This is a genomic window from Shewanella marisflavi, assembly GCF_023283925.1.
Taxonomy (GTDB): Bacteria; Pseudomonadota; Gammaproteobacteria; order Enterobacterales; family Shewanellaceae; genus Shewanella; species Shewanella marisflavi.
Genome location: NZ_JAKIKX010000002.1, coordinates 468,847 through 493,341, shown reverse-complemented (window position 1 = coordinate 493,341; position 24,495 = coordinate 468,847). Strand labels below are relative to the sequence as shown.

Genomic DNA, 24,495 nt, shown 5'->3' with positions numbered 1-24,495 from the left:
TAAAGGCGATGGTGCCCGCGTCAATTTGTTCAATCAACGCGGCATGGTAAGCAGTGCGCTAAGGGGGTCTAGCGTGCTGTTTATGCGAATTTGATTTTGCATGGATGCGATAAGAGTGAGTTCTGTATGAAATTTCCTGGTCAGCGTAAGTCGAAACATTACTTTCCAGTTAAGAATCGTGATCCATTAATGGCTCAGTTAACGCTGCAGCCACAGCATGTTTCCACTCACATCAGTGGGATAGACCAGACGTTGGTCGATATAGAGGCGAAGGTTGGCGATGAACTACTAAGCCGTTATGCCTTGCCTAAGGGCAATTCCACACTGATCGATGACGAGAAAGCACATCAGCTCTACAACGAGCTTAAAGCCTCTGATCTGATCAGCGATGAATTTGCTGGCGGCACCATAGGTAATACAGTGCACAACTACTCGATATTAGCAGATGACCGCTCAGTGCTGTTTGGCGTGATGAGCAATCATATAGAAGTCGGCAGCTATGCCTATCGTTATCTGTGCAACACCTCTTCTAAGGTGGATCTCAACTATCTACAACCGGTTGATGGGCCTATTGGCCGTTGTTTTACGCTGATTTCAGAGTGCGGCGAGCGCACTTTCGCTATCAGTAAGGGCTCGATGGATAAGCTCACGCCTGAATATATCGATCAAGAGATTGTGCAGTCATCGTCTGCATTGGTTTTAACCGCGTACCTGATGCGCGCCAGCGGTGGCGATAAGATCACCGATGCGGCGATGAAAGCAATTGAGTATGCCAAGGCGGCGGATGTTCCTGTGGTGTTGACCTTAGGCACACGCTTTTTGATCGAGGAAGATCCTAAGTGGTGGATAGAGTTTATCAAAGACAATGTCACCATATTGGCGATGAACGAAGATGAAGGCGAAGCCCTGACAGGTTTTAGAGACCCGCTAAGTGCTAGCAATGCGGCGCTTGAGTGGTGTGATATGGTGCTGAGTACTGCCGGACCACTGGGACTTTATACTGCAGGTTATACCGAAGATTCAGAAAAGCGTGAAACCAGCCATACACTGCTACCAGGTGCGATACCTGAATTCAATCGTTATGAGTTTTCCCGGCCTAAGTTAAAGAGTGATTGTCAGACGCCAATCAAGGTGTTTGCGCATATCTCTCCTTATATGGGCGGGCCAGAGATCATTCGCAACACTAATGGCGCTGGCGATGGTGCCTTGGCTGCCTTATTGCACGATCTTGCCTCTAATACATATCACAAGGCGAATGTACCCGGTTCGAGCAAACATAAACGTGATGGCTTGTGTTACTCCTCTTTCTCGCAAATTTGTAAGTACGCGAATCGCGTGGCTTATGAGGTGTTGGCTCAGCATAGCCCTAGGTTATCTCGCGGTCTGCCTGAGCGTGAAGATAGCCTAGAAGAAGCTTACTGGGAAAGATAAGTTAGCGTTTTAATCAGCACTGATTAAATACAAAAAAGGCGTCCAATGGACGCCTTTTTAATGGGAAATGTTCGGTTTTACTCTTTCAGTTCGGCGTTAACCTGATCGATGAAGCTACCGGCAGTTTTACCTGCTTGAGGGTCATCAAAGGTCTCTTGATTAAAGGCATTTTCCGATTTGGCAATGATAAGCGTTGCAACCGAGTCACCGGTGACGTTGACTGCGGTGCGAACCATATCCAGCAGTCGGTCGACACCCATGATAAGCGCGATACCTTCGACCGGAAGTCCAACCTGGTTAAGTACCATAGCTAGCATGATAAGGCCTACTCCAGGGACACCCGCAGTGCCGATAGAGGCGAGGGTAGCTGTCACCACGACCATAGCATAATCGGTAATAGTCAGATCGATACCAAATACCTGGGCGATAAAGACAGTCGCGACACCCTGCATAATGGCGGTACCGTCCATATTAATGGTGGCGCCCAGAGGCAAGGTGAATGAAGCCACCTTATTGTCGACCCCCAGACGATGCTCAGACGTTTCTAAGGTGACCGGCAGGGTAGCGTTAGAGCTGGCGGTGCTAAAAGCAAACAGCTGCACATCACGCATCTTGCGAATAAAGGTAAATGGGCTTAACCCTGAGAAGAGTTTTAATAGCACTGGATAGCTGATAAAGGCGTGTACTAATAAAACCGCTAGCACCACCATGAAATATTTCACTACGCTTTCAAAAGTCTCAAGACCTAAGGTTAAGGCCAGTTTACCCATAAGGGCAAATATACCGTAAGGCGCCAGTTGCATGATTAGGGTGACCACGCGCATGATCACTTCATTTAAATCGTTAAATAGTGCCGCGACGCGTTTACCGCGCTCACCAATATGGGAGATAGCGAAACCGAAAATCACCGCAAAAATGATGATCTGCAGCATATTCCCTTCAGTCATCGCCTGTATTGGGTTACGGGGAACGAGATTGATCAATACATTCGATAGGCTAGGGGCTTCTTTGACGCTGTATTGCATGTTTTCGGCGGCCAGAGAGGCATTGCCTGGATGAACTAAGAGGGCGACCAAAATGGCCATTGAGAGAGCAATCGCTGTGGTAAATAGATAAAAAGCGATGGTTTTTCCGCCTAGTCTACCTAAGGATGAGGGGTCACTGAGTGAACAGGTACCACATACCAAGGAGATAAAGACCAGAGGGACGACCAACATCTGTAAACTGGAGATAAAAATACTGCCGACCACGTTTAACAGGCCGTTAGTAATATACTCTTCGATAAACTCGCTACCGGGAAAGAAACTGCGAAGAAGCAGCCCGGTTAAAATGCCTCCACCCATACCAATGAGTATTTTTCCGGTGAGGCCAATCTTCTTGTTTTGCGTGCCAGACATAGTGCTTCCTGTATTATTTTTATGCTTTTCAATTTGCCCCTAAAGCCTAGCAAGAAACCTAAGGTGATGAAATGGGAAAATAGTTAAAGTTTTTACCGCTTTTACGTCTTTAATCGCGATTAGTGATGGAAAAGTTATGGGAAAATTGTGTAATGTTAGCCTATAAGTAATAAGCAGATGCTTTTAATGATAATCTGAGTAACAGGGAGTCTGACAATGAAGTCAGCGTTTAAAGTTTTTACCTCATATTTATTTTTACTTTTTATTGTTGCCTGTAGTGGCGGGGGAAATGTCACAGATGATGGTTCAGGAGGAACACCAACTCCACCGACTATCTCTGTAGAACTGTCTATAGACAATACGCAGATCTCAGTTGCTGAGCCAGCAACTATTACCGCAAAGGTGAAGGATTCAACAGGTGCACCGGTGAGTACCTTAGTGTCATTCAGTTTAAACAATGATTCTTACGGTACTTTCTCACCTGGTACGGGTGAGGTTGCTACCGATTCTGAAGGTATTGCACAAGTCCGTTTGGATACAGCGGCGATCAACACAGGGGCAACGGTTACAGCAACCACGACTTCTGGTGAAAGTGCATCGCTTAACGTAACCATGGTTGGTGATGGCGGTGAAGCCGGTGGTGGAGCCCAGGTTTCTGTGGCGCTCACCGATAGCGCAGGTAATCCTATTCAATCTATCAGTATTTTAGAGCCTGGCAAGATTACCGCTACGGTAACCGGTATCTCTAAGCCGACCATAGTGACCTTTGCTACCACTATTGGCGACCTGCCTATTAAGACAGCGGTAACTAATGCTGAAGGTAAGGCGAGCGTTGATATCTACGCTGGAAGCTCGCTCGGTGCGGGTGAGGTGACGGCGAGCCTTTCAACCAATGAAGTGGGTAAGACTATTGTCGTGGTTGGCGCTACCAATGTGGTGATGGGGAGCGGCGATCCTTTTGTTCAAGGACAAGCTGAAATCAGTACCAGCACTTTATCGGCAGGTGGTACCGCAACCATTTCCGTGCTCATTCAAGATGATAAAGGAAATCCTTTTACTCAGCCTGTGGATGTGAACTTCTCCTCAACCTGTGCGACCAAGAGTCCTGCTCAGGCAGAAATTAGCTCACCAGTCTCTTCTAGCAATGGTATCGCAACTTCTACCTACCGTGCGCAGGGGTGTGTTGGCGAAGATCAGATCAATGTTACCGCCAATGCCGGTGGCATCAGCTTATCTGCTACTGGCACTTTGAATATATTGCAAGCCGATGTGGGCAGTATCGTATTCGACTCTGCAACACCTCAGAATATTGCCATTCTTGGGACAGGTGGCGTCGAGTCTTCTGTAGTCAAGTTCAAGGTGCTGGACAAGAACAGCAACCCAGTTCCCAACCAAAATGTGTTGTTTTCACTCAATACTAAGGTTGGCGGTGTCGATATTTCACCTCTACAGGCGACAACCAATAATAATGGTATCGTTCAGACTGTTGTCACGACAGGTACGGTAGCGACTTCGCTGCGTGTTACCGCAACCGTTGATAATGGTGCAGTACCTGCGATTTCGAGTCAGTCGAGCCAGTTAATTGTATCGACAGGTATTCCTGATCAAGACAGTTTCTCACTGTCTGCAGAAGTACTCAACGCAGAAGGTTGGGATCAAGATGGTACTAAGGTAGTGGTGACGGCGCGTATGGCCGATGCCTTTAACAACCCGGTACCTGATGGAACAACCGTTTCATTTACCACCGAAGGTGGTGCTATTGAAGACGCTTGTCAGACGGTTAATGGTGCCTGTTCGGTGACCTGGACCAGTCAACTGCCACGTCCAGAAGGTGAGACTCTTATCTCTGGAGCTGGCGAAATGGTTCGTAATCCGAGTGCCGCTTTGATCTACTATCCGACGCTAGGTGTGTACGGTAACGTTTATGGCCAGAAATATGGCGGCCGCGCGACCATTACTGCGACAGCGATTGGTGAAGAGTCATTCCCTGATCTTAATGGTAATGGCCGCTTCGATGCGTCAGAGATGGCTGAATTTACCAATGGTAAAGATGTTACCGGTCAGTCGTTTGACCTTACCGATGCCTTTAATGACTACAACGAAGATGGTTTGTTTAACCCACAGCAGGCAGGTGGGCAAGAGGGTGGTACCCTTGAGGAGTTAATTGACTTTAACTCTAATGGTGTATTTGAAGCTAAAGATGGCAAATACAATGGGGTATTGTGCTCTGATCCTGTACATGCTGGCTGCGCCGATGGTGTGAACGATTCTAAGTCGCTATACGTACGTCGTAGTTTAGTGCTGGTAATGTCCGGAAGCACCGCGTATGCAACAGCACCTGCAGATATCCTGATCAGTGATAAAGATGGCGATCATTACGGTGGTAGCATCAATATCGTGGGTAAAGGTGCGGCGAGTGTCTCCTTCACAATTTCGGATCTGCATAACCAGCAGATGCCAGCCGGTTCTAAGGTACGCTTTAAGACGAGCGCAGGTTCGGTTGTTAGTAATGCTGAATATGTCTGGCCAAGCTCGAACTACAATGGTGGTCGCGAGTTTACAGTGACCTTGAAAGGTGAAGATGAACCTAATACAGGTGTCTTTATCGTAGAGGTTGAAACCCCGGGTGGACTTATTACGCAAGTGGTTTCAATTGGCGTGAATATCTTATAGATATCCCCAATAAAAAAGACGCCTTAAGGCGTCTTTTTTTGATCATTTTAATCCCCTAGAGTGTTTTAGCTAAGCAATGGTAGGGTAATTATTCTTATAAAGGTGACAAAAAAGCCATCTTAAAGATGGCTTTTGCTTTTGTAACTCGTATACCGTTTACTTCTGGAACTGATAGACGCTGCCTAGCTTCATGATCTGCGTCAGCTCATCCAGTGCCGTGCGTGACTCAATGATGAGCTGTGGATCGGCGAGGTCTTTGATAGCGAGCTCATCACGGTAATGCTTGTCCACCCAAAGGTTGAGCCTGTTAAACAATTCATCATTCATCAGCGTATTAGGGTTAACCGCTGCGAGTTCTGTTTCATTCATGGCGACACGTAGGCGCAGACAGGCTGGTCCGCCACCGTTTTGCATACTCTGCTTCACATCGAAATAGTGTACCTGCTTAATTGGCGTACCAAAGGTCACTAACTCGTTAAGGTAGGCATAGACGGCTTCATTTTCCTGACAGTTAGTTGGTGCAATAATTGCCATCTCACCGTTTGGTAGGGTGACGATCTGGGTGTTGAACAGATAGCTCTTCACCGCATCTTGGATGCCCACTTTGGCGGTAGGCACTTCAATGAAATGCAGCGCTTTACCGTTAAATTTATCTTGGATCTCGGCCAGCTTCTTTTGGGTGTCAACAAATGCTTGCTCATGATAGAAAAGCACATTTTGGTTACCCACGGCGATCACATCGTTATGGAACACACCTTGGTCGATGACATCAGGATTTTGCTGGATAAAGACACTGCTCTCGTCATCGAGTTGATGAAGACGAGCGATAGCTTGTGAGGCTTCTAGCGTCTGTCTTGCCGGGTATTTCTTTGGTTTGGGCGCACTTGGGTTGGTTGCTTCCTGGCCATAGACAAACAGCTCGATACCGGCATGGCCATATTCACTGCATAGACGAGTGTGGTTGGCCGCGCCTTCATCGCCGAAGCTCACGTGCTCTGGCAGGTGCTGGTGATGGTGGAAGTAGCGAGAGTTGTTAAAGGTGGCCGCTAAAATATTGCCAGTGGTAACAGGTTCGATACTGCGATGGAGCTTGTCTACTAGGTTTGCCGGCGTGAAATGAATTTTACCGTCATGGGTATCGGCGCTTGGAGATACCGTTGCGGCATTGGCGGTCCACATGCTCGATGCGCTACAACAGGCTCTAAGGAGCGCAGGCGCCTGCTTAGCGGCTTTATTGAGTACTTCGGCATCTGTGCCTGAAAAACCAATTCGACGCAAGGTGTGGAGGTCTGGGCGCTCCTGAGGCGCAAGCATTCCTTGGGCTAAGCCTAAGTCAGCTAATGCTTTAGCTTTTTTGAGTCCTTGCTTCGCGGCTGCCTTAGGGCTGGAGACAGCGGCAGCATTATTTAAAGAAGCCACATTGCCATAAGACAGTCCCGCATAATTATGTGTCGGTCCGACGAGTCCATCAAAATTTGCTTCGTAATGCTTCATTGCACATCCTTCAAGTTATTATTGCTTTAATTTTCCATCTCAACACAGCTGGAGATGGCGGAGTAATTCGTTGAATTTGTGGACCAGTATACTTGAGCTTTAGGGCTTAACAAGCTAGGGGAAATCTGCCTTATCTGTGATATCGGCTCAGAAATGCATAAGTATTGCTTGCTAGATAGGAAATAATGAAATATTAGTTTTTAATTACGCAATATTATTTTTCACATTTTTTTCAAAAACGGTTAAAAATTGGCTCGCCGTAACAAATAAAGTAGGGATTAGCTTGAAACTATTGATACAACCCTCTATATATGGAGCCAATTTACAGAATTTTGAGACTTTTTGGCGCAGATCATTCTATGGGTAAATCGCTAGTTATTGTCGAATCACCGGCCAAAGCCAAGACTATTAATAAATATCTCGGCAAAGATTACATCGTAAAATCGAGTGTAGGTCACATCCGTGATCTCCCTACATCTTCGAGCAGTGACGCGAGTTCGGCAACGAAAACGCCCGCTGAAGTGCGCAAGATGTCCCCCGAAGAAAAGGCAAAATATAAGGCAGACAAAGCGAAAAAAGCACTGGTCGCGCGCATGGGTGTCGACCCTGAGCGAGGTTGGAAGGCAAAGTATCAAACCTTGCCGGGTAAAGAAAAAGTCGTTAAAGAATTACAGTCACTTGCTGAAAATGCAGATCATATCTTTCTCGCAACCGATTTGGATAGAGAGGGGGAGGCAATTGCATGGCATCTTCAAGAAGTGATTGGTGGGGATCCAGAGCGCTATCAGCGCGTGGTCTTTAACGAGATCACTAAGAGTGCGATTCAAGAAGCCTTTAGTCATCCGTCGCAGCTTAATACCAATATGGTCAATGCGCAGCAGGCGAGGCGTTTTCTCGATCGCGTTGTGGGCTTCATGGTGTCACCGCTGCTGTGGAAAAAGGTGGCACGCGGCCTTTCAGCGGGTCGTGTGCAGTCGGTGGCGACTCGTCTGGTGGTTGAGCGTGAAGGTGAAATTAAGGCCTTTGTGCCCGAAGAGTTTTGGGATATTCATGCCCAGCTAACCACCTTAGGTAATGAACCGCTTAAGATGCAGGTGGCTAAGTTCCAAGGTGAGAGCTTTAATCCGGTTAACCAAGCCCAGGCTATGGTGGCCGTCGAGGCGTTAACTGATAGCCAGTATCAGGTGACCAGCCGTGAGGTCAAAGGGACCTCAAGCAAGCCTTCGGCACCTTTTATTACGTCGACGCTTCAGCAGGCCGCCAGTACACGTCTCGGTTTTGGTGTGAAGAAAACCATGATGATGGCGCAGCGGCTGTATGAAGCGGGTCACATCACCTATATGCGTACCGACTCGACCAACCTAAGTCAGGAAGCGCTCGATAGTGTGCGTGAGATGATAGGTAAAGAGTTTGGTGATAAGTATCTACCCGATGCGCCAATTCGATATGGTAGCAAAGAGGGCGCTCAAGAGGCTCACGAAGCGATTCGTCCTTCTAATGTGAGTGTGACCGCCAGCAGTCTGACCGATATGGAGCGTGATGCTCAGCGCCTTTATGAGCTGATTTGGCGTCAATTCGTGGCCTGTCAGATGACGCCTGCGAAATATGATGCGACACGCCTTACAGTGACGGCTGGAGATTATGAGCTTAAAGCCAGCGGACGAACGCTTAAGTTTGACGGTTGGACGCGCGTACAGACCGCGATTAAGAAGAAAAACGAAGAAGATAGCACTTTACCTCTAGTCGCAGAAGGTGATGTGTTGGCTTTGAATGAGCTTCTGCCTAAACAGCACTTTACTAAGCCGCCAGCACGTTATAGTGAAGCGTCTTTGGTCAAAGAGCTTGAAAAGCGAGGAATTGGTCGACCTTCGACCTATGCCACCATCATCTCAACGATTCAAGATCGTGGTTATGTGAAAGTGGAGAATCGTCGCTTCTATGCCGAGAAGATGGGCGAAATCGTCAGTGAAAGTCTCATTGGTAGCTTTGAAGATCTGATGAGCTACGACTTTACCGCTGGCATGGAGCAAACACTGGATAACGTTGCCCAGGGCCAGCTCGAATGGAAGAAGGTACTCGACAACTTCTATAAAGATCTCACCGCTCAGCTTGAGAAAGCCGAATTGCCGCCGGAAGAAGGTGGCATGCGTCCTAACGAGATGGTACTGACGGATATTGCTTGCCCGACTTGCGGACGTCCTATGGGGATTCGTACCGGTACCACAGGCGTATTCCTTGGGTGTTCGGGTTATGCTTTGCCGCCGAAAGAGCGTTGTAAGACAACCATGAACCTGACGCCGGGTGAAGAAGCGGTCAGTGAAAACAGCGAAGATGCCGAAACCGATGCGCTGCGTGCAAAACACAGATGTGGCGTGTGTGGCACGGCTATGGACAGTTATCTAATCGATGAAAAGCGTAAGCTGCACGTTTGTGGTAACAACCCTATGTGTGGTGGCTATGAGGTTGAGCAGGGGCAGTTTAAGATCAAAGGCTATGAAGGCCCAATTATTGAATGTGATCGTTGCGGCAATGATATGGAGCTGAAGAACGGTCGCTTTGGTAAGTATTTCGGTTGTACCAATAGTGAGTGTAAAAATACTCGCAAGCTGTTAAAAAATGGCGAAGTTGCACCACCGAAGGAAGATCCTATCCATCTACCTGAGCTCAAGTGCACCAAGTCAGACGGTTATTTCGTCTTACGTGATGGAGCGGCTGGCATCTTTATGGCAGCCAGTACTTTCCCTAAATCTCGTGAAACCCGAGCACCTCTGGTAGAGGAGTTGGTCAAATACCGAGATCTGCTTTGGCCGAAATACCAATATTTAGCCGATGCACCAGTGACCGATGATGAAGGTAACAAGGCCTTTGTGCGCTTTAGCCGCAAGACCAAGGAGCAGTATGTTGCCACTGAGGTCGATGGCAAGGCGACGGGTTGGATAGCCAAATATATTGATGGAAAGTGGGTCAGCGAGACGAAAACCAAGGCCAAGCCTAAGGCGAAGAAGAAAGCCTAATCCACAAATAAATAAAAGCCCTAACATTGTTAGGGCTTTTTTGTTGCGACTAATTTAGTGATTCATAATCTGTTGTATTAGGCTAATATAGTTAAGATCATCTTGTTAATCATTAAACTAGGTGATTTTTTATTCACGCGAGTTTCAATGGACACTTGTCAATCAGATGGAGAGAAAAATGAAGACATTAATCATGGCAGTCGGTTTGGGGATGTTAAGCTTAAATGCCTATTCGGCTAGTTGGCAGGTGAGTAATGAGGGATCACGGGTTAATTTTATTTCGATAAAGAAAGGTGATATTGCTGAAGTGCATCATTTTTCCGAAGTCTCGGGTGAGCTGAATGATGCGGGGACTTTTGACTTGTCTATTCCGCTGAGTAGTGTAGTGACCAATGTCGATATCCGCGACCAACGTATGAAAGAGATCTTATTTGAGACGGCGCAGTATCCGGCATTGAAATTGAGTGCAAAAGTTGATGCCAGCCAGATAGAGCAGGCCAGCGTGGGAAGTATAATGTCGATGACCATTGAGGCAAGCATTAGTCTGCATGGACAAAGCCAGACAATACCTGTGATGGTTAGCGTTGCCAAGTTGGCTAAGGATAAGCTGATGGTGGCCAGTGAAGCCCCTCTGGTGGTGAATGCCGCCGACTTTGGTTTTACATCCGGGGTTGAAAAGCTGAGAGAACTGGCAGGCTTATCTTCTATTAGTCTGGCCGTGCCTGTTTCATTTGTATTAACACTAAAGCGTTAAAAACGTGCACTGACAACAAGATTAGCAACAGGATTTATACCATAATGGCGGTATAAACTGGATATTGAGCATGGGCTATACCATGCTCTTAGTTAAGTCGTGTGTTTAGGGCTAAAAATGGTTACTGATAAAGACGGGTACATACATTTAATACAATATCTTACTGAGCATTTAGGACTTTTCGAAGCCTCTGAAGCGGGCGAGATGGGTGGTGAGACTGTGATGGAGTTGTTTGAAGAACAACTTGCGGCGCAGATCATCATGGTGTGTGGTCAAAATCCCTCTTTAACGTTTGCTGAACGTAATATGGTGATCAGAGAGGTCGATGCTATCGTCTATGATTTAGAAGAGATTTTAGCTAAGGTCGCTAACCATAACGCCACGACAGACCAAACTTTGTTTATCACAGAATTTTCTGGCTTGATCAAAAACTTATTCGATCAGGAAATCGCCAAGATGCAGCAAGCGTAAATTTGTAATCAGTAACAGGTGTTTACAACTCATCGCTTGAGAAGATCTCGCTTTATACCTACTGTTAGATTAAATGCCGGGTCCGGAAAATTTTGTTGATGTCAGCAACCTCAATCAGTAAACAACATTTTATTATTTACGCTATTCTCGTGCTGTTTTGGTTCGCGTTTCAACTTTTCAGTGCCAATGCGTTAGCCTTTGGCTGGGGCTTTATTCCTTTTGTTGTTTCATTGCCTTTTGTGCCCTTTATCTTGGTTTGGCTTGGGGTACAATTTATGCGTCATTACAGATATGTCAGATTAGGCCCTAATATTAGCGAGCACCTGACCCATTGCATCTGTACCAGTACTCTATTTTGTCTGTTTGTTTATCATTTTGTCTATTAGCGGCATTGAGTGGGGAGAGGACGATGATCCAATTATTATCAGGATTTGAGGACGATATCGTTGCGGTTAAAGCACAAGGAGTGCTGACTCGCGCCGATTATCAAGATAAATTGGTGCCAGCTATTGAGACTAAGTTACAAGATCACTCAAGCATTAAGCTCTGGTATGAATTTAGTGAAGCATTTGAAGGCTTTTCTGTTGAGACGCTGTGGGATGACGCCAAATTAGGATTCTTTCATTTGACGGATTTTACTCGAGTCGCCATTATCACAGATAAAGAATGGGTTGCTAATACTGCCAAAGTCATGGCCTATATGGCGCCTTGTCCTGTAAAGGTTTTTGCCCGCCAAGATGTCACAGAGGCAATGCAGTGGATAACCGATTGATTTTCAAGCTTTAGGATTACCAATTAAGCCGACGCAGAGTCGGCTTTTGTTTCATCGAATTTAGGAACTTGTATATGTTGAGAATGTTGACCTTAATTGCGCTACTCATGTTGGCGCCGGCTCATGCAGAGCAAAAAGCTGTGATTGGACAAACAGCCAAGATGACGGTTAATGAAGCCGGGCTTGTTTATCAAGCGCGGATCGACACTGGTGCAGGTAACACCTCTTTGCATGCCTATGATCTTGAGATCCAAGGCGGTAGCGCTAAGAAGATGAAAGATAATGTCGGCAAACTGATCTGGTTTACGACTGAAAATGCTGCCGGAGAGCGTAAACGCCTGAGCGCCAAGATAGTGAAAACCTCGACGGTCAGTAATTCGCAAGGCACTGAAACCCGCTATATGGTGGAGATGCATATTGGCTTTGGCGGTGATATTCGCAAGGTTAAGGTTAACCTTAGAGATCGCGGCCACATGGATTATAAACTGCTGATCGGCCGGAACTGGTTAAAAGGTAAATATGTCGTTGATGTGGCGGAGAAGCGCGTAATTGGCGCCATGGCCCCCATTAGTATTCTAGAGACGGGTTTAATCTTTGACACGCGAATCGATACTGGCGCCGTTGAAAACTCACTCCATGCGGTCGACCTTAAGGTAGAGAATGGCGTTGAGGATATGGAGCAGAATGTTGGTAAGATGCTCTATTTTACGACTGCGAATGAGAAAGGCGAGTCTAAACGAGTTCACGCTCGCATCGTTGAAACCTCGCTTATTCGTAATGCTCAAGGTAGCGAGGTGCGTTACATGGTCGAATTAAATGTGGGTGAGCCGGGCCAAGAGTATAAGGTTAAAGTAAACCTCAGGGACCGCTCTAAGATGACGAATAAGCTACTCATTGGCCGTAACTGGTTGCAGGGCCACTACCTGGTTGATGTCGCCTTGTAGGGCAATTTAATTAAGCGAAAATCCCCGATGAGTTTTATTGTCTCATCGGGGATTTTTTATTTTCCTAAAGGTGTAAGCGACAGGTGATCTCTGTGAACTGCTCAGCCTGAGCCTGTATGGTAAGGTCGCCGGAAAAGTGAGCCATCAGCCAGCGATTGATATTCACTAAGGTGCCATGCCCCTGGCCTTGATTGGTAAGGGCATGGGTTAATTTTTCAAGTTCAATGGGGCTGATACCCACACCATTGTCCCTCAAAATGAGAGTGAGCCTTCCCTCTTGGTAGCAGACACGAATAGATAACTGCTTAGGTCTTGGTATCGATTGATGCTCGGGAAAAGCATGCTGAAGGCTGTTATTGATTAATTGATGGCAAAGCACCAAAAAGTGCCAGGGTGAAATGGGCACTGTCAGATGATGGGGGCTATCGATAAGTACCTCTATCTCCAGAGACTGTAGCTGAGGCTGCAGCATGGCGATGAGATCGTGTAAGAAGAGATCGGCCACCGTTGAGCGGATATCGGTAATATCGGCGCTAATCAAAGATTGCCCGTGACGTATGATATCTATTTGGGTTGTTAACACTTCGGCAAATTGTGCTAGATGCGCTTCATCAGCGGCATTGCTATCTAATTGGCGCAGCATGATGAAGATTTGCTCGAGTGCCTGTAGCTCCTGACGCAGTAGTTGATGCAATACTCGAGGTAAGATCTTCTGCTGGGCCAACTCGATCTGTTTTAGCTGCGCTAAGTCTTGGCGCTCCAATCCTTCCGGCACTGCTGTGTGCAGTTTTGCATCTAGCGCCTGTTTCAATTGAGCATTTTGGGATGCTTGCGCCTTAATGGTATCTTCCATCTCCTGTTGTTTGGCTTTTAGGCTGCTGATGTCGACCGCCATGGCGCCCAGCGCAATGACATTACTGTCTTGATCTTTTATCGGATATTTGGTGAGTAGGAAGATGCGTTCACCCTGTACCGTTGGCATAGGTTGTTCAAAGCATTGGGCCTGATCGCTGTCTAAAATAATACGGTCATGGTTGCCGATGATAGCTGCAATATGCTGGGGGTAAAGATCGCTATCGCGGGCACCAATGACCCGGCTGCGCTCTATGCCCATCACTTCACAAAACTTATCATTGACCAGAGAGTAACAGCCGTTGGTGTCCTTGATGCAGATCAGATTTTGTGAGGCGTTGAGCAGGGAGTTGATCAACTCCTTCTTGTTTTCCAGCTCTTGCTGCGCCAGTTGTTGCATGGCCAATTGTTGCTCAAGTGCGAGATTACTGGCATCGAGACTAGCGTATGCGATCTCCAGCTGATTGCTACGGGCAATGAAGGCTTTTGCCAGTTGACTGAGCTCATCGCGACGTTTGTTGGCGTCTAGCTCCAGGCGTCCCAAATCGCCGCTTTTCAGCGCCGAAACGATCTGAAAGATGGGACGGATGAAGAGTTTGTGTTGGAAAATGAAGAGGATTAATAGCGCAAGTAGCTGCGACAGTAATAAAAATGCACCTATCTTAAGCGCGATGGCATTGGCTTGAGAAGAGAGGCTTGATAGTGGGGTGACCAAGATGATCTTCCACTGAGTTTGAGCCATGGTCAGAATAGACACCAGCACTGGCTCGTTAAACAGGGGATCGCTGTCAAGCTCCAAGGTGACGATTGGCTCCTTATTGTGATTAGCCTGTATCGCGCCATTGATCAGGGTACTCAGTCGTGTTCTTTCCTCCCTTGGGGTAAGGGCCAGTAATGTTTCCAGCTGATCGGGTCGGTAGGCCGGATTGTCCTTCATCTGCGTGGCAAAGGCTTGATCCATCTGTTCAATGCTTGTCTGTACAGCCTTTAGCTGAGGATATCGCTGCACGAGTTTGGTGAGGGGCTGTCCCAGCATGTCTCCTTGATTATCCGCACTGTCATCGAATGGATCGGCCAGGAGATTGTTATAACTGTCTAAAGCGAGAATGTAGCCCTTAGAGAGTGGATTCTGATCAGAAAAATGAAAACGTTTGTCTAAACCGCTCAAGGCGATATCCACAGTGGCGACACCGATAAAGCTATGAGCTGCTCGCATTGGCACCGAAGCTGTGAGCATGACTTCTTGGGTATAGGGATCTACGTAGGATTTTGACCAGTGGATATGTTCATCTTGAAAATATTTGGCAGGTAAGTACCAGAAGGCTTGATGGTAGCCAGGATCCTCGTCATTGTTGTAACTGTCCAGAAATTGAAATTCATTGTGTTCATTTCTCGCCCAGAAGAAGCTATTGCGCGCTTGCTCTTTGCCAAACATACCTGGTTCTGGCCAGATCCCTCCACCGGCGATCAGTTGATGACGCTGGCCAATATCCAGCAATGAGGGAACAAGCTGCCTGATGATCTCATCTTGTCCGCGGTAGGTTTCGCCGACAATGGCAATAGAGTTGGCCAGGGTCTCAATTTTCGAGGTAACTTGCTGCAGCTGTTCTATCACTGCCAGGCCATAGTTTTGACTTAAGGAGAGTTGAGTATCCATATGGTGTTTCTTCTCAGTAGAGAAGATTAACCAGATGCTGGATATGATGATCAGCGCCGCGACCACAAATTGGATGATGGTGAATTTAAAGGTAAGGCTATTTTTCCATTGGGTATTTAATGAGCTGGCCTTGTCTTTGTAATTGTCGACCATATGGTGGCGCGATCCGTTCATTAACGAGTGATAGCTCAAGATTAAATCAAAACAAGGCAGGTTTAAACTCTTGTGAGTGCTGCTTAGGGCAGATAACTACTACCCTAAGCAGTTAAGACGACTAGATTTTTAATCCAACGAGCAGTTGGTCGAGCTGTTCCGCCGTGGCGTGCAGTTCATCACAGCCAGAGACTGACTGATTCGCTGACTGCTCGACGTCGTGAGACTGGTTGCGGATCTCCATCAGATTTGTCGCTATCTCGTTGGCGACCGCCGATTGCTCTTCGGCTGAGGTGGCGATGAGTACGCTCATCTCGTAGACCCGTTCGCTGTGATGGGCGATGGCTTTAAGATCTTCTCCTGTCTCAAGTACGTGTTGTTTACCATCTTGCGCCTTTTCAACCGTGCGCTTCATCACTTGGGTAAGGGCTTGAGAACCGCTTTGCAGCGCTTCAATCATGGCTTTAATCTCGACGGTAGCGGCCTGGGTACGACCCGCTAAGGTTCTCACTTCATCGGCGACTACGGCAAAGCCACGGCCTTGCTCGCCCGCGCGGGCTGCCTCGATAGCGGCGTTGAGGGCCAAAAGGTTGGTTTGTTCAGAGATGGCATTGATGGTGGTCACCACCTCATCGATCTTGGCGGCGTTGTCGTTAAGGGTGTTGACCGCTGATGATGCCTCACCAATCTCGTTGGTGAGATCGCCAATCGCTTCTACCGTGGTGGCGATATCCTTCGAGCCCGCCTCAACCTGTTGATTGGCTTCTTGGGTCTCGCTAGAAGATTGTTCGGCGTTGCGGGCCACCTCTTTCACCGCGGCGGTCATCTCTTCCATAGCCGTGGCCAAGGAGTCCAGATGTTGACGTTGTTCGGCTGCCAGACTCTGTCCCTCTTGGGCTGTTTGCCTAAATGCCTGTACAACGGTGCGTATTTGACTGCTGGCCTGAGTCATGCGGGTCACCAGCTGGTGTTGGCGCTCGACTAAGGTATCTATGCTTACCGCTAAAATACTGAACTCGTCTTTAACCTCGAAGAAATTTAGCCGACCGGTGAGATCGCCATCGGCGGCGCGCTTTAATGCCATTACATTGGTGTACAGGGCACCACCAACAAACGTAGAGATATAATAGCTGCTGATGAGGATAACCAAGATCAGGGTTACCAGGCTGATGATTACTATGTTTTGCGCCGAGCTCAGCACCTTGTCGAGCTCGCTGACTTGAGTCTTGGCGACCAAGCCTGTGTTTGACGCTTGGCTAAAAGCTTGTATCGCCTCGCCATTTACCATGGTGCCGCCACCATTATCAACCAGGCGGGCAGCGTCTTGGCGCAGCGATTGTTTGGTTTCGGCAAAACCGGTATTTATGAGTGCCTGTTGGTAGTTGTCAGCCTGGGTTTTGGGGACATACTGCTGACTAAGGTCAATTAATGCCACCATCTTTTGGGCGTCGGCCAGGGCGCTTTGTTGATGGCTCTGTTTAAGCTGGCTGTTGAATTGGCCGTAAAGGATATAGGAAAGCCCCATGAGGGTGATGATGGGGATAATGGCAAGTATGGTGAACTTGGTTTTCAGGGTCATATGGATAAGATATTGATCTATCCATCGAAATTTCACTTCTCTCATAGCTATTCTCTGTCGCCTTAGGGATATGATCACCTTATCGGATGCTGGACAGCATTTCTGAATGACAAAATGTCGTTAAGGCGCTTGTTTGTTGTTTATTTGTACTGAGGTGTTGTCGTTATTGCTAAATAAGTTAACGCTCAAGTTTACATCCTCAACCCTGTGGCGGCGAATCAAAATTACATTTTGGGCTGGCTTTTTAATCGATATTAGATTGCCTAGCCGATGGGTGAGTCTTTTCTCACGGATTTCGTTAGAAAAATACCAAATAAGCCCTAGTCAAATCCCTTGTGGTCACGTAAAATTTGTCTCTTTTTCTATTTTCGTAAAGATAAATAGTCAGCATATAGAAAGTCTTGGCTTCCACCTTGGGAGCAGGCGTACTGGAAGAGATGATGTCAGAGTTAACAGAAATCGTAGAACAGGCCTTGCAGGCGATCGAAGGGACAGATGATCTGAAAACCCTCGATGAGCTTCGTGTCGATTACCTGGGTAAGAAGGGTAAGATCACCGACATGATGAAGATGATGGGTAAGCTTAGCGCAGAAGAGAAGCCTGCTTTTGGCCAGGCGGTTAACCAGGCTAAGCAAGCGGTACAACAAAAGCTGTCAGAGCGTATTGAGGGACTCAAAGCCCTCGAGCTGGAAGCGAAATTGAGCGCGGAAAGCATAGACGTTACTCTGCCGGGACGTCGTATCGACAATGGTGGCCTGCACCCAGTGACCCGCACCATCGAACGTATTGAAACCTTCTTTGGTGAGCTCGGATTTAGCGTAAAGCAGGGGCCAGAGATCGAGGACGATTTCCATAATTTCGATGCGCTGAATATTTCTGAGCATCACCCAGCTCGTGCCGATCACGATACTTTTTATTTTAATCCTAAGTTGATGCTGCGTACCCAGACCTCGGGCGTGCAGATCCGCACCATGGAAACGGAAAAGCCGCCGCTGCGTATCATCTCTCCGGGCCGCGTTTACCGTAATGATTATGATCAGACTCATACACCTATGTTCCACCAGGTGGAAGGGTTGTTTGTCGATGAAAATGTTAACTTCGCCGAGTTAAAAGGGATCTTGCACGATTTCCTGCGTAACTTCTTCGAAGAAGATCTACAAGTTCGCTTCCGTCCCTCTTATTTCCCGTTCACTGAGCCTTCGGCGGAAGTGGATGTGATGGGTAAAAACGGCAAGTGGTTAGAAGTATTGGGTTGCGGCATGGTTCATCCTAATGTGCTGCGCAGCGTCGGTATCGATCCTGAAAAGTATCAAGGCTTTGCCTTCGGTATGGGGGTTGAACGTCTCTCAATGCTGCGTTATGGGGTGAATGACTTGCGTTCATTCTTCGAAAACGACCTACGTTTTCTTAAGCAATTCAAATAACGGAGCGAGTAAAAATGAAATTTAGTGAATCTTGGCTTCGTGAGTGGGTCAATCCAAGTATTAGCCGTGATGAGTTATCGCATCAGATCACCATGGCGGGTTTAGAAGTCGATGGTGTTGATGCTGTCGCAGGTGAATTTTCCGGCGTCATCGTAGGTGAAGTGGTCGAGTGTGGTCAGCACCCAGATGCTGACAAATTACGAGTGACCAAAATCAATGTGGGTCAAGATGAGTTGATCGATATTGTCTGCGGTGCACCAAATTGCCGTCAAGGTCTGAAAGTGGCTGTGGCCATGGTAGGCGCCGTGTTACCGGGCGACTTTAAGATTAAGAAAGCCAAGTTACGTGGTCAGCCCTCATTTGGCATGTTGTGTTCATATGGTGAGCTGGGAATCGATATTGAGAGCGATGGCATCATTGAGCTGCCACTCGATGCACCTATTGGTCAGGATGTGCGTGAATATCTGGATCTTGATGATGCGGTGATTGACGTCGACCTGACGGCCAACCGCGCCGATTGTCTCGGCATGGTGGGCCTGGCCCGTGAAGTGGGTGTACTTAACCGTCAAACGGTTGTTGCGCCGACTTGGGATGCGGTAACGCCTAGCATTGATGCTGCTATCGAGATTGATAACCAGGCGCCAAGTGCTTGTCCACGCTACCTGGGCCGAGTCGTTAAGAATGTTAACGTCAAGGCGCAGTCACCACTTTGGATGCAGGAAAAACTGCGTCGCAGCGGTATCCGCTCAATCGATCCTATTGTCGATATTACTAACTATGTGTTGATTGAGTTTGGCCAGCCGATGCACGCCTTCGACTTGGCTAAAATTGACGGTCAAATCAAGATTCGTCTGGGTGATGGTGAGGAGAAGCTGACACTGCTTGACGGCAATGAAGTAACAGTGCCAGCAGATACCCTAGTGATCGCCGATAACAGCCAGCCATTGGCCTTAGCGGGCGTATTTGGCGGTGAATACTCAGGCGTCACCAGCGAGACACAAGATATCCTGCTAGAGTGTGCTTTCTTTGCACCTTTGGCCATTATGGGTAAATCTCGCCGTTTAGGTCTGCACACAGACTCATCACACCGTTTTGAGCGCGGCGTCGACCCTGAACTACAGCATAAGGTGATGGACAGAGCCACACGTCTTGTGCTGCAGATCTGCGGTGGTGAAGCCGGCCCCGTTGTTGAGTCAAAGTCTGATGAGCATCTGCCAAAGCCTGCTAGTATTCTGCTGCGTCGCAGCAAGCTGGATCGCGTACTTGGTCATCATATTGCTGATGCCGATGTTACCGAGATCCTGGAACGCCTGGGCTTTAGCGTATCTCGCGTCGACGATAACTGGCAGGTGACGACGGCGACTTATCGTTTCGATATGGCGATCGAAGAAGATCTAATCGAAGAAGTTGCCCGCATCTATGGTTACAACAATATTCCTAATGTAGCGCCAGTAGCAGCTCTTAGCATGCCGTTGCACAACGAGGCCGATATCGACCTTAAGCGTGTGCGCGCCATGATGGTCGCTCGCGGTTTCCAAGAGGCTGTTACTTATAGCTTTGTCGATCCTAAGCTGCAACAACTGGTTCATCCAGGCGTTGATGCCATGATATTGCCAAATCCTATCTCGGTTGAGATGTCGGCAATGCGCTTGTCTATGTTCACTGGTCTGTTGACAGCAGTCGGTTACAACCAGAGTCGTCAGCAGGGGCGTGTGCGTCTGTTTGAAACGGGTCTGCGTTTTGTACCTGATGAGAAAGCAGAATCTGGTGTGCGTCAACAAGCCATGCTAGGTGCGGTCATTTCGGGTAACCAAAATGACGAACATTGGTCGATGGAATCAAAAACGGTTGACTTTTTTGACCTTAAGGGCGATCTGGAAGCCATTATCGGCTTGACAGTTTCTGAGGATGAATTTACTTTTAAAAAAGCATCTCATCCGGCGCTTCATCCGGGGCAATGTGCTGAAATCTTAAGAAATGATCGTGTAATTGGTGTCATTGGTGCCGTTCATCCGAGCCTTGAAAAGCCCTTTGGCTTAAATGGTAAAACGATTGTGTTTGAGCTCGAATTAGACGCCTTATTGCACGCAAGTTTGCCGCAAGCCCAGACTGTGTCTAAGTTTCCAGCAAACCGACGTGACATAGCCATCTTAGTTGATGAAGATGTCTCGGCAGGAAAAGTTGTAAATTTGATAAGAAAAGTTGGCGAAAATCAGTTGGTTGGCTTAAACTTGTTCGATGTATACCAAGGTAAAGGTGTTGAACCAGGTAAAAAGAGTCTGGCGATAGCACTTACACTACAAGACAACACTCGTACACTTGAAGAGAAAGAAATTGCTGAGATGGTTGAAAAGGTAGTTTCTGAACTCAAGACCGAGTTCAACGCATTGTTGAGGGATTAAAAGTATGGCACTTACCAAAGCCGAAATGGCAGAACATCTTTTTGAAACGCTTGGTATTAACAAGCGAGTTGCTAAAGAGATGGTTGAGGCGTTTTTCGAAGAAATTCGTCAAGCTCTCGAGAACGGTGAGCAGGTCAAGTTATCTGGCTTTGGCAACTTTGACCTAAGGGACAAAAATCAAAGACCGGGTCGTAACCCTAAAACAGGCGAGGATATCCCAATTTCGGCTCGCCGCGTGGTGACTTTCCGCCCGGGACAAAAGCTAAAGAGTCGTGTTGAAGAGGCTAACGCCGGTAAGTAATCCGACTCGATAAGATTGAGAAGGCCACTCCTTGAGTGGCTTTTTCTGTTTCTTTTGAATTGATTATTTGTTGTTAAGGCCTATGTGTCGTCACAGGCACTGGATGAGTAAGAGGTTGTACTCTTGTCTAGAGAATCCATATCTAAAAAAACCATGTCTAAAAAGCCGAAGTATTTCGATCGCCGCTTTCGCGCGGAACTATTACACCCCAAGTATTGGCTAACCTGGTTTGCCATCGGCATTTTAGTGGTGTTTGGCTTAATGCCAGCTTGGCTTAGAGATCCCATCGCACGTTTGTTGGCGCGTTTGGTTAAAAAGATAGCCAAGAAGCCGTTAAAGGTGGCCAGGGCCAATCTTAACGCCTGTTTTCCGAAGATGTCTGAGGTTGAGGTTAATAAACTGCTCGATGAAAATATCGAGAATTTTGTGATGATCTTGCTCGCTCAGTCGGAACTCCTGCTGCGATCTAACGCCCATCTGCGGCGCCGCGTAGAGCTTGAGGGGTTTGAGCATGTGCAGCGCGCCCGAGATGCGGGGCAACCGGTGATTTTTATTATGCCTCATGTGTGGGGCATAGAGTATGCTGGGCTGCGTTTAAATATTGAACTTCCTATGGTTTCAATGGCCAAGGCGCATCGCAATAAGTTGTTCGATTGGTTTAACAACCGCATGCGCAGCTCTAAGGGTGGCAACATCTACATGCGTGAGGCGGGCATTCGTGCGCTGCTGTCTGAGTTGAAAAACGATAACAGCTTCTTCTACCTACCCGATGAAGACTTAGGGCCAGAAAAAAGCGTCTTCGCGCCGTTTCTCGGAACGGTTAAGGCCACTTTACCTGTCGTGGGGCGTCTAGCCTCGGCGGGAAATGCCCAAGTGATGCCGGTGAAGATTGGCTATGATCAGAATAAACGCAAGTATCTGTTAACCGTATTGCCGCCTATTTCACCCGATGAGATGCAGGGTAAGGAGAATGAGGCGTTAGCTCTTAATCGCGCCGTTGAGCAAGTGATCAACGCCTATCCAGAGCAGTACATGTGGTTCCTGAAACTGCTGCGGACCCGCCCTCCGGGTGAGCCATCTATCTATTGATTGCTATAAAGAAAGGCCACATCCTTTATGGGATGTGGCCTTTTAATCTTTCTGGTAAGTGCTAATCAAACCAAGTCGATTGACCAGCGCTCGTCACTAAATTTTATCAGTCTTGGATCAGCTGATATTCATTGCGCAGAATATCGATGATCTCCTGGCGAGGATTGTCGCTTAAGTTTAGCTTCTTACCAATAATGGTCTCGGCGATACCCACATAGGTGTTAGAGATATCCATCATCACTTCGGTCGGCAGCTTGTTATCTTTGGCCAGGGCAAAACGCTCAGGCATACGCTCTTTGTTCAGCAGGATATCGGGATCCGGGAAGTGGTTTAGCAGCCACTGTCTGAAACCTTCTTTCGATTTTTCGATGATCTTGCCGTTACGACGAGCTTCGCCGTCCCAGATGCGTGATGAGTCAGGGGTACCCACTTCATCCATGTAGATCAGTTTTTCATTGCCATCGGCGCCTTTGACATAACCAAATTCAAACTTGGTGTCGACAAAGATCTGATCTTGCTCGGCCAGAGCCTCGCTAATCACGGCAAAGCCTTCTTTTAACAGCTTTTCGTACAGGTCGATATCGTCTTTGCTGTGGAAGTTAAAGCCTTCGAGGTGACGCTCAAGATCGGCGCGAGAGACGTTCACATCATCTGCTTCGGGTACGCCTTCAAGACCTGTCAGTACGCCCTTAGTGGATGGGGTGATCAGCACTTCTTCAAGCTTCTGATCTTTCTCTAAGCCTTCAGGTAGTGTGATACCGCAAAAATCGCGCTCGCCTTTGCTGTAGGCGCGCCACATAGAGCCAGTAATATATTGTCTGGCGATCGCTTCAACCATTACAGGCTGCGCTTTTTGAACAATCCACACAAATGGATGTGGCACATCCAGGATATGGCTGTCAGCGAGACCTTTTTCCTTAAATAACTTGAACCAATGGTTTGAAATGGCATTAAGCGCCGCGCCTTTACCTGGCACGCCATTGAGGCCATTTTCACCCTGCCAGATGCAGTCAAAGGCTGAGATACGGTCACTGATCACCATGATGGCCAGTGGTGTATCGGCAGGAACATCATAACCCTTCTGCTGGATAAGACGTGCACTGTCTTCTGCGGTTAACCAATATACGCTGCGGACTTTACCTGAATGTACCGGCTTATCGGTACGGATAGGCAGGTCGTCATTAACGGCTAAAACTTTGTTTGATTGATTCATAGGGTATTATTTTTTATGTGTAATGTTAGAGGAAGAAATTACCGCGAAATTGTAGCAGAACTGCCAATGGACAACAGCTATTTCCGTTTAATTCTTTTCGTGAAAACAGAGTGTTCTCAATTATGTTGAATCCTCAAGCAGGAGATTAAGGAAAATGGCAACAAGCCATACTTTAGAACAAGTCTTAGCGTAACGAAGGCGCATTTATTGCGCCTTTTCATGGTTACTAATTAGTTATATTAAAACGCGTTGGTCATTTAACCACTGCGCTGTGGCGCTCTTGTAAATTGGCGGTGATCGCTTCAAGGCTGAGGTCTTGATCTTCCAGCAGTACCAAGAGGTGATAGAGGAGATCTGATGCCTCGTTAACCAATTCCTCTTTGTCATGGGTGGCTGCGGCCAGAGCCGTTTCCAGCCCCTCTTCGCCAACTTTTTGGGCGATGCGTTTAGTGCCGCGCTCGAACAGGTGAGCCGTGTAGCTGCTCTTGGCATCTTGCCCCTTGCGGGATTTGATGAGTTTAGCCAAGTTGTCGATAAAGGGGTGGGCTTCGCCATCTGGCCAGCAGCTTTCCCGTTCGAGGTGACAAGTGGGACCATTGGGGATCACCTGTACCAGCAGGCTGTCGTTGTCGCAGTCGCTGTCGATGGCGACCAAGTCTAAGGTGTTGCCTGAAGTCTCGCCTTTGGTCCACAGGCGCTGTTTACTGCGGCTGAAAAAGGTAACTTTGCCGCTTGCTAGGGTGTGAGCCAGCGCGGCCTTGTCCATATAACCCAGCATCAAGACTTTTCCGCTGAGGTGGTTCTGCACCACGGCGGGCACTAATCCCTGTTGCTTTTCCCAATCTAAACTGTCGAAATCTTCTACGTTTTTCATT

At 47.7% G+C, this 24,495-nt stretch carries 17 protein-coding genes; 11 read left to right on the top strand and 6 right to left on the bottom strand.

Annotation, left to right across the window (positions count from 1 at the left end; genetic code table 11):
- Nucleotides 1–126: 126 nt before the first annotated feature.
- Nucleotides 127–1,431 (top strand): inosine/guanosine kinase, encoded by a 1,305-nt coding sequence (locus tag L2712_RS06990; protein ID WP_248977317.1) that lies wholly within the window; start codon nucleotides 127–129, stop codon nucleotides 1,429–1,431.
- Nucleotides 1,432–1,508: 77 nt separating this feature from the next.
- Here the strand turns inward: L2712_RS06990 and L2712_RS06985 are convergent, their stop codons facing one another.
- Nucleotides 1,509–2,828, bottom strand: a complete 1,320-nt coding sequence (locus L2712_RS06985; RefSeq protein ID WP_248977316.1) for a dicarboxylate/amino acid:cation symporter — start codon at nucleotides 2,826–2,828, stop codon at nucleotides 1,509–1,511.
- A 216-nt stretch (nucleotides 2,829–3,044) separates the two neighbouring features.
- On the opposite strand from L2712_RS06985, the gene L2712_RS06980 reads away from it, so the two are divergent.
- The gene (locus L2712_RS06980) at nucleotides 3,045–5,501 is read left to right on the top strand and encodes an Ig-like domain-containing protein (protein WP_248977315.1); all 2,457 of its coding nucleotides are present in this window, start codon (nucleotides 3,045–3,047) and stop codon (nucleotides 5,499–5,501) included.
- A 156-nt stretch (nucleotides 5,502–5,657) separates the two neighbouring features.
- On the opposite strand, the gene astB is transcribed toward L2712_RS06980, so the two are convergent.
- Entirely contained in the window at nucleotides 5,658–6,995 is a 1,338-nt protein-coding gene (gene astB, locus L2712_RS06975; RefSeq protein ID WP_033539234.1) for an N-succinylarginine dihydrolase, read from the bottom strand.
- A gap of 359 nt (nucleotides 6,996–7,354) precedes the next feature.
- Between astB and topA the strand changes: the two genes are divergently transcribed.
- The 5 genes from topA (at nucleotide 7,355) to L2712_RS06950 (ending at nucleotide 12,950) form a co-directional block, all read left to right on the top strand.
- Nucleotides 7,355–10,009 carry a type I DNA topoisomerase gene (gene topA, locus L2712_RS06970; RefSeq protein ID WP_248977314.1) on the top strand — a complete coding sequence of 885 codons (2,655 nt, stop codon included), beginning with the start codon at nucleotides 7,355–7,357 and terminating at the stop codon, nucleotides 10,007–10,009.
- A gap of 178 nt (nucleotides 10,010–10,187) precedes the next feature.
- Entirely contained in the window at nucleotides 10,188–10,763 is a 576-nt protein-coding gene (locus tag L2712_RS06965) for a YceI family protein (RefSeq protein ID WP_248977313.1), read from the top strand.
- Nucleotides 10,764–10,880: 117 nt separating this feature from the next.
- The gene (locus L2712_RS06960) at nucleotides 10,881–11,234 is read left to right on the top strand and encodes a DUF3802 family protein (protein ID WP_033539237.1); all 354 of its coding nucleotides are present in this window, start codon (nucleotides 10,881–10,883) and stop codon (nucleotides 11,232–11,234) included.
- 409 nt (nucleotides 11,235–11,643) lie between these two features.
- Nucleotides 11,644–12,006, top strand: a complete 363-nt coding sequence (locus tag L2712_RS06955) for a SpoIIAA family protein (protein ID WP_033539239.1) — start codon at nucleotides 11,644–11,646, stop codon at nucleotides 12,004–12,006.
- Between the two features lie 83 nt (nucleotides 12,007–12,089).
- Complete coding sequence (locus L2712_RS06950) at nucleotides 12,090–12,950, top strand: putative ATP-dependent zinc protease (protein WP_418075706.1); 861 nt, start codon at nucleotides 12,090–12,092, stop codon at nucleotides 12,948–12,950.
- A gap of 64 nt (nucleotides 12,951–13,014) precedes the next feature.
- Here L2712_RS06950 and L2712_RS06945 read toward each other — a convergent pair whose 3' ends face one another.
- Both L2712_RS06945 and L2712_RS06940 read right to left on the bottom strand, forming a co-directional pair.
- On the bottom strand, nucleotides 13,015–15,612 hold the full coding sequence (locus L2712_RS06945) for a PAS domain-containing protein (protein ID WP_248977311.1): 2,598 nt from the start codon (nucleotides 15,610–15,612) through the stop codon (nucleotides 13,015–13,017).
- Between the two features lie 121 nt (nucleotides 15,613–15,733).
- A complete protein-coding gene (locus tag L2712_RS06940; RefSeq protein WP_248977310.1) occupies nucleotides 15,734–17,236 on the bottom strand; it encodes a methyl-accepting chemotaxis protein in 1,503 nt (500 codons plus the stop codon).
- Between the two features lie 395 nt (nucleotides 17,237–17,631).
- On the opposite strand from L2712_RS06940, the gene pheS reads away from it, so the two are divergent.
- The 4 genes from pheS to lpxM all read left to right on the top strand — a co-directional run bounded on the left by pheS (nucleotide 17,632) and on the right by lpxM (nucleotide 22,407).
- On the top strand, nucleotides 17,632–18,615 hold the full coding sequence (gene pheS, locus L2712_RS06935) for a phenylalanine--tRNA ligase subunit alpha (RefSeq protein WP_033539243.1): 984 nt from the start codon (nucleotides 17,632–17,634) through the stop codon (nucleotides 18,613–18,615).
- Nucleotides 18,616–18,629: 14 nt separating this feature from the next.
- Nucleotides 18,630–21,017: a phenylalanine--tRNA ligase subunit beta gene (pheT, locus tag L2712_RS06930; protein ID WP_248977309.1), complete on the top strand. Its 2,388-nt coding sequence runs from the start codon at nucleotides 18,630–18,632 to the stop codon at nucleotides 21,015–21,017.
- 4 nt (nucleotides 21,018–21,021) lie between these two features.
- Complete coding sequence (gene ihfA / locus L2712_RS06925; RefSeq protein WP_011866012.1) at nucleotides 21,022–21,318, top strand: integration host factor subunit alpha; 297 nt, start codon at nucleotides 21,022–21,024, stop codon at nucleotides 21,316–21,318.
- A 153-nt stretch (nucleotides 21,319–21,471) separates the two neighbouring features.
- Nucleotides 21,472–22,407: a lauroyl-Kdo(2)-lipid IV(A) myristoyltransferase gene (gene lpxM, locus L2712_RS06920; protein WP_088904464.1), complete on the top strand. Its 936-nt coding sequence runs from the start codon at nucleotides 21,472–21,474 to the stop codon at nucleotides 22,405–22,407.
- A 106-nt stretch (nucleotides 22,408–22,513) separates the two neighbouring features.
- On the opposite strand, the gene L2712_RS06915 is transcribed toward lpxM, so the two are convergent.
- Both L2712_RS06915 and hisIE read right to left on the bottom strand, forming a co-directional pair.
- A complete protein-coding gene (locus tag L2712_RS06915; RefSeq protein WP_033539246.1) occupies nucleotides 22,514–23,620 on the bottom strand; it encodes a phosphoribosylaminoimidazolesuccinocarboxamide synthase in 1,107 nt (368 codons plus the stop codon).
- A 253-nt stretch (nucleotides 23,621–23,873) separates the two neighbouring features.
- Nucleotides 23,874–24,494, bottom strand: coding sequence for a bifunctional phosphoribosyl-AMP cyclohydrolase/phosphoribosyl-ATP diphosphatase HisIE (gene hisIE / locus L2712_RS06910; protein ID WP_248977308.1), 621 nt, complete (start codon nucleotides 24,492–24,494; stop codon nucleotides 23,874–23,876).
- Nucleotide 24,495: the final 1 nt, after the last annotated feature.